Source organism: Pantoea sp. RCC30.1 (genome assembly GCF_058148845.1).
Map to the genome: position 1 here is coordinate 173379 of NZ_JBXUHX010000009.1, position 8386 is coordinate 181764.

An 8386-nucleotide genomic window follows, 5' to 3' on the forward strand; every position below is an offset into this window, starting at 1 on the left:
CAGCGGTAAATACAGGGCACACGATGAAAATTAAACCCGATGATAACTGGCGTTGGTATTTTGACAGCAGCCACGACCGAATGATGCTCGATCTGGCAGACGGTATGCTTTTTCGTTCCCGTTATTCCCGCAAAATGCTCACGCCGGATGCTTTCACTGAATCGGGTTTTTGTGTCGACGATGCCGCCCTTTATTACACCTTTGAAGAGACCTGCCGTCATTGCAAACTCAGTGGCAGCCATCGTGCTGAGCTGGTGTTAAACGCGCTGGTCGCTGCCCGTTTCCTTAAGCCTCTGATGCCGAAAAGCTGGCATTTCACCTCGTATGCTCCGGCAATGCAGCCCCGTCCTGGCGAAATGGTACAGGTCACGCTGGCCGAAGAGGGAACGCTGGCACGTCTGCTGGTGGTTGAGAGTGGTAATAATGCGGCGCTCTGCCTGCTGGCACAGCCAGGGTTAACGCTGGCCGGAAAAAATATGGTGCTCGGCGATGCCATCAAGGTGATGAATGATCGCCTTCAGCCCTGGCATCAGGACGTCGCGCCGCGTTACGCACGCGCCGTCTGATCAGCTCAGTTCGATATCCCCTGCAGGAATACAGCTACAGCTTAACAGTGTGCCGTCCTGACGCAGGGCACTCTGTTTCAGCGCCTTTACCTCACCCGCGACCAGATTAAGCTTGCAGCTGCCACACAGACCCGCCCGGCAGGAGTAAGGAATGCGGAAGCCCTGCATCTCCAGTTGATCCAGTAACACCTGCTGATTATCCCCGGTAAACGTCTGACCCTGGTAAGTAATGGTCACGGCATCAGGCGCCTGCTGCGCGGGTTTCAACGTTTCAACCACTTCACCGCCACCATAGCTGCGCGGTGCATGACGTTTCAGAACAACCATTTCATCGCCGGCACGCACCACGCCACTGTTGCGCGCCACTAAGTTCAGACCGAAATCGATATCACCACTGCCATCCTCGGCGGTGCGGAAAGTCTGCAGCGTCGCCAGCGGATGACCAGTGGGATGCTTAACGCCGGTCTCGGTGCTGACCGTGGTGAGCACGCAGCGACTGCATGGCTTAGGCACCTCAAATATCACGTCGCCAATCTGAATCTCTGCCCAGCTATCTTCATCCCACGCGGCAGCGCCACTGACGATCAGATTCGGGCGAAACTGTTCGGCTCGGACGCTAGCCGGGCAGCGCTGTTGCAGATCATGCAGCGACGCGTTGTTGATCAGTAAAAACGGAAAGCCATCGGCAAAGCTCAGCGGAATATTCTCAAACGCTTTGACGCGGCGGCTGGACTGCGGCCCGACCCAGCGCAGCTGAACGTCGCGCGGGAAGAACTGGCTCAGCCATTGATTAATCGCAAGCGGCGCTATGCGCGCGGTAAAATGATTGCCCCAGACCTCGGTAGGGTGTTCCTGCTCATCGAAATCGCTGAAGCGGATCAGGGAGTGACTGCCATCCGGGGCCGTCAGCAGCAGGCCATCCGGTAAAATAGCGGGTGTGAAGCGTACCATCTCAGGGTGCTGCCGGGCAGTAATAAAGGTGCCATCAGGTTCGGTCACCATAAACAGACGATCAAATGCCAGTCCGCTGTCAGTGACCAGCGCGTGTGACAGCGCTAATCCCCGCATCGACTTCACAGGATGAATAAATAAGCGGGAAAGCGTGATCATGGTGTTCTCCTTGAACCCGACGCGCGACACAAAAGAAGCTAACTTTATGACATAGGTCTCCGATTCGCTATAATGCGCGACAATTTTCTCAAGAGTTAAAAAGTGACGATATGAATTCTCTGTTTGCCAGCACGGCGCGTGGGCTCGAAGAGCTGTTAAAAAGTGAGCTGGACGCGCTGGGCGCGCAGGATTTGCAAGTGGTGCAGGGAGGCGTTCACTACGAAGCCGACGATCGCACCATGTACCAAAGCCTGATGTGGAGTCGTTTAGCATCACGCATCCTGTTGCCGCTGGGAGAGTTTGGCGTCTACAGCGATCTGGATCTCTATCTGGGTGTGCAGAGCGTGGACTGGCCGACGATGTTCGGCAGCGACAAAACCTTTGTCGTCCATTTCAGCGGCACCAACGATTCGATTCGTAACAGCCAGTTCGGCGCGCTGAAAGTTAAAGATGCCATCGTGGACAGCTTTACCCGTCAGAACCTCGAACGACCCAACGTCGATCGTGAGCAGGCAGATATCCGTGTCAACGTCTGGCTGAATGACGATCGCGCCAGCATTGCGCTGGATCTCAGCGGCAGCTCGCTGCATCAGCGTGGTTATCGCCAGCAGACCGGTCAGGCACCGTTAAAAGAGACCCTGGCGGCGGCCATCGTGCTGCGTTCTGGCTGGGAGCCGACGACACCGCTGATCGATCCGATGTGTGGTTCCGGTACGCTGCTGATTGAAGCCGCGCTAATCGCCTGCGATCGTGCGCCTGGCCTGCTGCGCAAGCACTGGGGCTTCACCGCCTGGAGCCAGTTTAACGCTGCGTTGTGGCAGGACGTTAAAACCGAGGCGCAGAACCGTGCCCGCACTGGCACGGCTGCCACCCAGGCGCGCTTCTTTGGCTACGACAATAATGGTCGGGTGCTGGAGTGGGCGCAGGCGAATGCCCGCCGCGCTGGGGTCTTTGAACTTTTCACCTTCGGCCAGCAGGATCTGCTGAAGCTGACTAATCCGGTCGACCCGGCGGTTCACGGTACGGTGCTGAGTAATCCTCCTTACGGTGAACGTCTGGAGAGCGAGCCAGCCCTGATTGCGCTGCACAGCCAGCTCGGACGTCTGATGAAGCAGCATTTTGGCGGCTGGAACCTGTCGCTGTTCAGCGCCTCGCCTGAACTGCTGAGCTGCTTGCAGCTGCGTGCCGATCGCCAGTTTAAAGCGAAGAACGGTCCGCTGGATTGCGTGCAGAAAAACTATAAGCTGGCGGTTAACAGTCATGAAAGCGCCGGACAGATTGCGGAAGATTACGCTAACCGCCTGCGTAAAAACGTGAAGAAACTGGAGAAGTGGGCGCGTCAGGAAGGCATTGAATGCTACCGTATTTACGATGCCGATCTGCCAGACTACAACGTTGCTGTTGATCGCTATGGCGACTGGGTGATTATCCAGGAGTACGCGCCACCAAAAACCATCGATCCTGATAAAGCGCGTCAGCGTCTGTTCGATGTCATCAGCGCGACGCTGAGCGTGCTGCAACTGCCTGCTGACCGTCTGATTATGAAAACGCGTGAACGCCAGAAAGGCAAAGCGCAGTATCAGAAGCTCAGCGAGAAGGGCGACTATTTCGAAGTTAAAGAGTTTAATGCGCGTTTCTGGGTGAATCTGACCGACTATCTCGATACCGGCCTGTTCCTCGATCACCGCATTGCCCGTAAAATGCTGGGCCAGATGAGTCAGGGCAAAGATTTCCTGAACCTGTTTGCCTATACCGGTACCGCCAGTGTGCATGCCGGTCTGGGTGGCGCGCGTTCAACCACCACGGTAGATATGTCGCGTACCTATCTGGAGTGGGCGGAGCGCAACCTGCGTCTCAACGGACTGACCGGGCGTCAGCACCGTCTGATGCAGGCGGACTGCCTGAGCTGGCTGAATGAGAGTGATGAGAACTTTGACCTGATCTTTATCGATCCGCCAACTTTCTCCAACTCAAAACGTATGGAAGAGAGCTTCGACGTTCAGCGCGATCATATGATGCTGATGCGTAACCTGAAGCGCCTGCTGCGTCGCGGCGGCACCATCATGTTCTCCAATAACAAACGCGGTTTCAAAATGGACATGGATGGCCTGAAATCACTGGGCCTGCAGGCGCAGGATATTACCCAGAAAACGCAGTCGCAGGACTTCGCGCGTAACCGTCAAATTCACAACTGCTGGCTGATCACTCACGCCGGTAAGGAATAAGCTTACATGTCATTAATCAGTATCCACGGCGCTTATCTCTCCTTCAGCGATGCGCCGCTGTTAGACAACACCGAACTGCACATCGAAGAGAACGAACGCGTCTGTCTGGTGGGCCGTAACGGTGCGGGTAAATCCACGCTGATGAAAATCATCAATGGCGAACAGCCACTGGATGATGGCCGCATTATTTATGAAACCGATCTGGTCGTGGCGCGTCTGCAACAGGATCCGCCGCGCAATATTACCGGTTCGGTGTATGACTTCGTGGCCGAGGGCGTTGAAGAGCAGGCTGAGCATCTGAAAGCCTATCACGCCATTTCCCATGTGGTGATGGAAGATCCCAGCGATAAAAACCTCAATGAGATGGCGCGTCTGCAGAGCATTCTCGACCACCAGAATCTGTGGCAGCTGGAGAGCCGCATCCATGACGTGCTGGAGCAGATTGGTCTGCAGCCCGATACCGAGCTGTCGTCGCTCTCGGGCGGCTGGCTGCGTAAAGCGGCGCTGGGCCGGGCGCTGGTGAGTAACCCGCGCGTCCTGATGCTGGATGAGCCAACCAACCACCTCGATATCGAAACCATCGACTGGCTGGAAACGTTCCTGAAGAACTTTACCGGCAGTATCATCTTTATTTCCCATGACCGTTCGTTTATCCGCAACATGGCGACGCGCATTGTCGATCTGGACCGTGGCAAGCTGGTCTCCTGGCCGGGCAACTACGATCTCTATCTGGAAGGTAAAGAGGAAGCGCTGCGCGTTGAAGAGATGCAGAACGCCGAATTCGACCGCAAACTGGCGCAGGAAGAGGTATGGATCCGTCAGGGCATCAAAGCTCGTCGTACCCGCAACGAAGGCCGTGTGCGTGCGCTGAAAGCGCTGCGTCGTGAACATTCAGAACGCCGCGAAGTGATGGGCAAAGCCAATATGCAGGTGGGCGAAGCGTCCCGTTCCGGCAAGATTGTGTTTGAGCTGGAAAATGTCGACTATGCGGTCGATGGCAAAGTGCTGGTGAAGGATTTCTCAACCCAGGTGCAGCGTGGCGACAAAATTGCGCTGATCGGACCGAACGGCTGCGGGAAAACCACCTTACTGCGCCTGATGCTGCAGCAGCTTAAAGCCGATCATGGCCGCGTGCATTCCGGCACCAAACTGGAAGTGGCCTACTTTGACCAGCATCGCGCTGAACTGGATCCGGACCGCACCGTGATGGACAACCTGGCCGAAGGCAAGCAGGAAGTGCTGGTCAACGGCAAACCGCGCCACGTGCTGGGCTATCTGCAGGACTTCCTGTTCCATCCAAAACGTGCCATGACGCCGGTGCGTGCGCTTTCAGGTGGTGAACGTAACCGCCTGCTGCTGGCGCGCCTGTTCCTGCGTCCCAGCAACCTGATGATTCTGGATGAACCGACCAACGACCTCGACGTCGAAACGCTGGAACTGCTGGAAGAACTGATTGATGGTTATCAGGGCACCGTCTTACTGGTGAGCCACGATCGTCAGTTCGTCGACAATACCGTCACCGAGTGCTGGATTTTTGAAGGCAACGGCGAAATCGGTACCTTTGTTGGCGGTTATCACGATGCGCAGCAGCAGCGTGCCGCCTACCGGCAGCACAGAGCTGTGGCCCCCGCGAAAGCGGCGGGAAACACTGCTAAGCCAGCCGCAGAGAAGGGTGATGCTAAGCGTAACGTGAATAAACTCAGCTACAATCTGGCGCGTGAGCTGGAACAGCTGCCGCAAAAACTGGAGCAGCTGGAAGCGCGTATCGGAGAGCTGCAGGCGAAGATGAGTCATCCCGACTTCTTCAGTCAGGCACACGATCAGACGCAACCGGTGCTGGATAATCTGGCTCAGACTGAGCAGGAGCTGGAAACCGCTTTTGCGCGCTGGGAAGAGCTAGAGTCATTGAAAAACGGCGCGTAGGGCAGGGCTAACGGATGTGTTCAGCAGTGAAAAGTAACGCGTGGATGCTTTGTCCACAATGCGATTTAATGATTAAGCTGCCGGACATTCCAGTGGGCAGCCGTGCATCATGCCCGCGCTGCCACACCTCTCTGACGGCCAACTGGCACGAACCGCGTAAACGGCCGACGGGCTATGCGCTGGCAGCGCTTTTTATGCTGCTGCTGGCGAATCTGTTTCCTTTTGTCTCAATGAAGGTGGCGGGGCTGACCAGCCAGATCACGCTGGCGCAGATACCTCAGGTGATGGTGACGGAAGATTACAGCAGTCTGGCGACGCTGTTCCTGCTGTTTGTGCAGGCGGTGCCGGCCTTCTGCATGATCACTATTATCCTGCTGATCAATCCGGTTCCTTTACCGACCCATCTCAAAGTCGTTCTGGCACGCATCCTGTTTCAGCTGCGTAACTGGGGCATGGCAGAAATCTTTATGGCTGGCGTCCTGGTCAGCTTCGTCAAGCTGATGGCCTATGGCGAGATCGGCCTCGAGACCAGCTTCTGGCCGTGGGTGCTGTTCTGCCTGCTGCAGTTGCGGGCATTTCAGTGCGTTGATCGGCGTGGCTTGTGGGACAGTCTGTCACCCCGACCCGCGATGCCCCATCCGCCCAAAGTGGGCATTAGTGGTTTAGAGCAGGGCCTGCGATCCTGCCCCTGCTGTACGGCCATTCTGCCGGAAGCTGAGCATAAGTGTCCCCGCTGCGGCGTCACAGCCGAAGCACGGCGTAAACACAGCCTGCAGTGGACGCTGGCGCTGTTGTTCACCTCAATACTGCTTTATATCCCGGCCAACCTGTTGCCAATCATGGTGACGGAAACCCTCGGCACAGCCTATCCTTCCAATATTATGGCGGGGGTGATTGTGCTGTGGGGTGATGGTTCTTATCCGGTGGCGCTGGTGATCTTTATCGCCAGTATCATGGTGCCGACGCTGAAAATGCTGGCGATTGGCTGGCTTTGCTGGGATGCCAGCGGACGCGGACAGCGTGACAGCCACAGGATGCACAAAATTTATGAAGTGGTCGAATTTGTTGGCCGCTGGTCAATGATCGACGTATTTGTGATTGCCGTGCTCTCTGCGCTGGTGCGCATGGGGCAATTAATGAATGTTTATCCCGCGTGGGGGGCAGTATTGTTTGCAATGGTGGTGATTATCACCATGATTGCTGCCATGACCTTTGACCCGCGATTAACCTGGGATCGTGTACGCGAAAACAATATGAAGGAGTCGCGCCTTGACGGAAACTAACCACGGCCATGCAAAGGTTGAACAGATTAAGCGCTGGTCGCCGGTCTGGATTGTCCCCATCGTTACGCTGTTAATCGGCGGATGGATCCTTTTCTACCATTTCAGCCATCAGGGGCCGGAAGTCACCTTAATCACCGAAAACGCCGAAGGCATTGTTGCGGGTAAAACCACGATTAAAAGCCGCAGCGTGGATGTCGGCGTGGTGGAAAGCGCGGTGTTAAGCGATGATCTTCATCATGTGGAAATCAAAGCGCGCCTCAATTCAGGCATGGAAAAACTCCTGCACAGCGACAGCGTTTTCTGGGTTGTGAAACCACAGATTGGTCGTGAAGGGATAAGCGGTCTGGGCACGCTGTTGTCAGGTGCCTATATCGAACTGCAGCCCGGGGACAAAAAACAGCCACCCGACCAGTTTCAGCTGCTGGATGCTCCGCCATTAGCGCCGCCCGATGCCAAAGGTATTCGCATCGTGCTGGACAGCAAGAAAGCGGGTCAGCTTAATCCGGGCGATCCGGTGCTGTTCCGTGGTTATCGCGTTGGTACGGTCGAGACCAGTGTTTTTGATACTGACAAACGTATGATGACCTATCAGCTGTTTGTCGCTGCGCCTTACGATCGCCTGGTGACCACCAACGTGCGCTTCTGGAAGGACAGCGGCATCGCCGTGGATATGTCTTCCTCCGGCATGCGGGTAGAAATGGGCTCGCTCACCACGCTATTCAGTGGCGGCGTCAGTTTTGACGTGCCGGATGGCTGGGAGCTGGGTCAGCCTGCGCAGAACAAGTCTGACTATCATCTGTTTGACGATCAGCGCAGCATTCAGGACTCGCTCTACACTAACCATATTGATTACCTGATGTTCTTCACCGACTCCATTCGTGGGCTGCAGGCGGGTGCGCCGGTTGAGTTCCGCGGCATTCGCCTGGGTACCGTATCGGAAGCACCATTAATGAAAGCCGGTCTGGATCAGGCGCTGAATAATGATTACCGCGTGCCGGTGCTGATTCGTATTGAGCCGGATCGCTTTATCAGCCGACTGGGTGAGAACTTCAACCTTGAGCAGCACTTGCAGGATGGTAAAAAGCGTGGCCTGCGTGCAACGCTGAAAACCGGAAACCTGCTGTCCGGTGCACTCTATGTCGATCTCGACTTCTATGACAATGCACCGCCTTACAAAGGTCCGCAGAAAGTCTCTGGCTATGAAGTGATCCCAACGGTCAGCGGTGGCCTGAGCCAGATTCAGCAGAAGCTGATGGCGGCACTGGATAAGATCAACAGC

6 protein-coding genes are annotated in these 8386 nt (G+C 56.0%); 5 read left to right on the plus strand and 1 reads right to left on the minus strand.

The annotated features are described in order from the left end of the window. The first annotated feature begins 23 nt into the window (after positions 1 to 23). A complete protein-coding gene (locus tag AC2LB6_RS10705) occupies positions 24 to 566 on the plus strand; it encodes a cell division protein ZapC (RefSeq protein ID WP_490093481.1) in 543 nt (180 codons plus the stop codon). Here the strand turns inward: AC2LB6_RS10705 and AC2LB6_RS10710 are convergent, their stop codons facing one another. Beyond that, positions 567 to 1676 carry a YcbX family protein gene (locus AC2LB6_RS10710; RefSeq protein WP_490093482.1) on the minus strand — a complete coding sequence of 370 codons (1110 nt, stop codon included), beginning with the start codon at positions 1674 to 1676 and terminating at the stop codon, positions 567 to 569. Positions 1677 to 1786: 110 nt separating this feature from the next. Here AC2LB6_RS10710 and rlmKL point away from each other — a divergent pair, with 110 nt between their 5' ends. The 4 genes from rlmKL to pqiB form a co-directional block, all read left to right on the plus strand. Beyond that, the gene (gene rlmKL, locus AC2LB6_RS10715) at positions 1787 to 3901 is read left to right on the plus strand and encodes a bifunctional 23S rRNA (guanine(2069)-N(7))-methyltransferase RlmK/23S rRNA (guanine(2445)-N(2))-methyltransferase RlmL (protein ID WP_033785545.1); all 2115 of its coding nucleotides are present in this window, start codon (positions 1787 to 1789) and stop codon (positions 3899 to 3901) included. A 6-nt stretch (positions 3902 to 3907) separates the two neighbouring features. Continuing rightward, positions 3908 to 5824 (plus strand): ABC transporter ATP-binding protein, encoded by a 1917-nt coding sequence (locus tag AC2LB6_RS10720; protein ID WP_490093483.1) that lies wholly within the window; start codon positions 3908 to 3910, stop codon positions 5822 to 5824. A 14-nt stretch (positions 5825 to 5838) separates the two neighbouring features. After that, positions 5839 to 7107: a membrane integrity-associated transporter subunit PqiA gene (gene pqiA, locus AC2LB6_RS10725; protein ID WP_490093484.1), complete on the plus strand. Its 1269-nt coding sequence runs from the start codon at positions 5839 to 5841 to the stop codon at positions 7105 to 7107. Beyond that, positions 7094 to 8386 (plus strand): intermembrane transport protein PqiB (gene pqiB / locus AC2LB6_RS10730; RefSeq protein WP_490093485.1); only part of this gene is annotated, 1293 nt, incomplete at its 3' end. The genes pqiA and pqiB, both read left to right, overlap by 14 nt.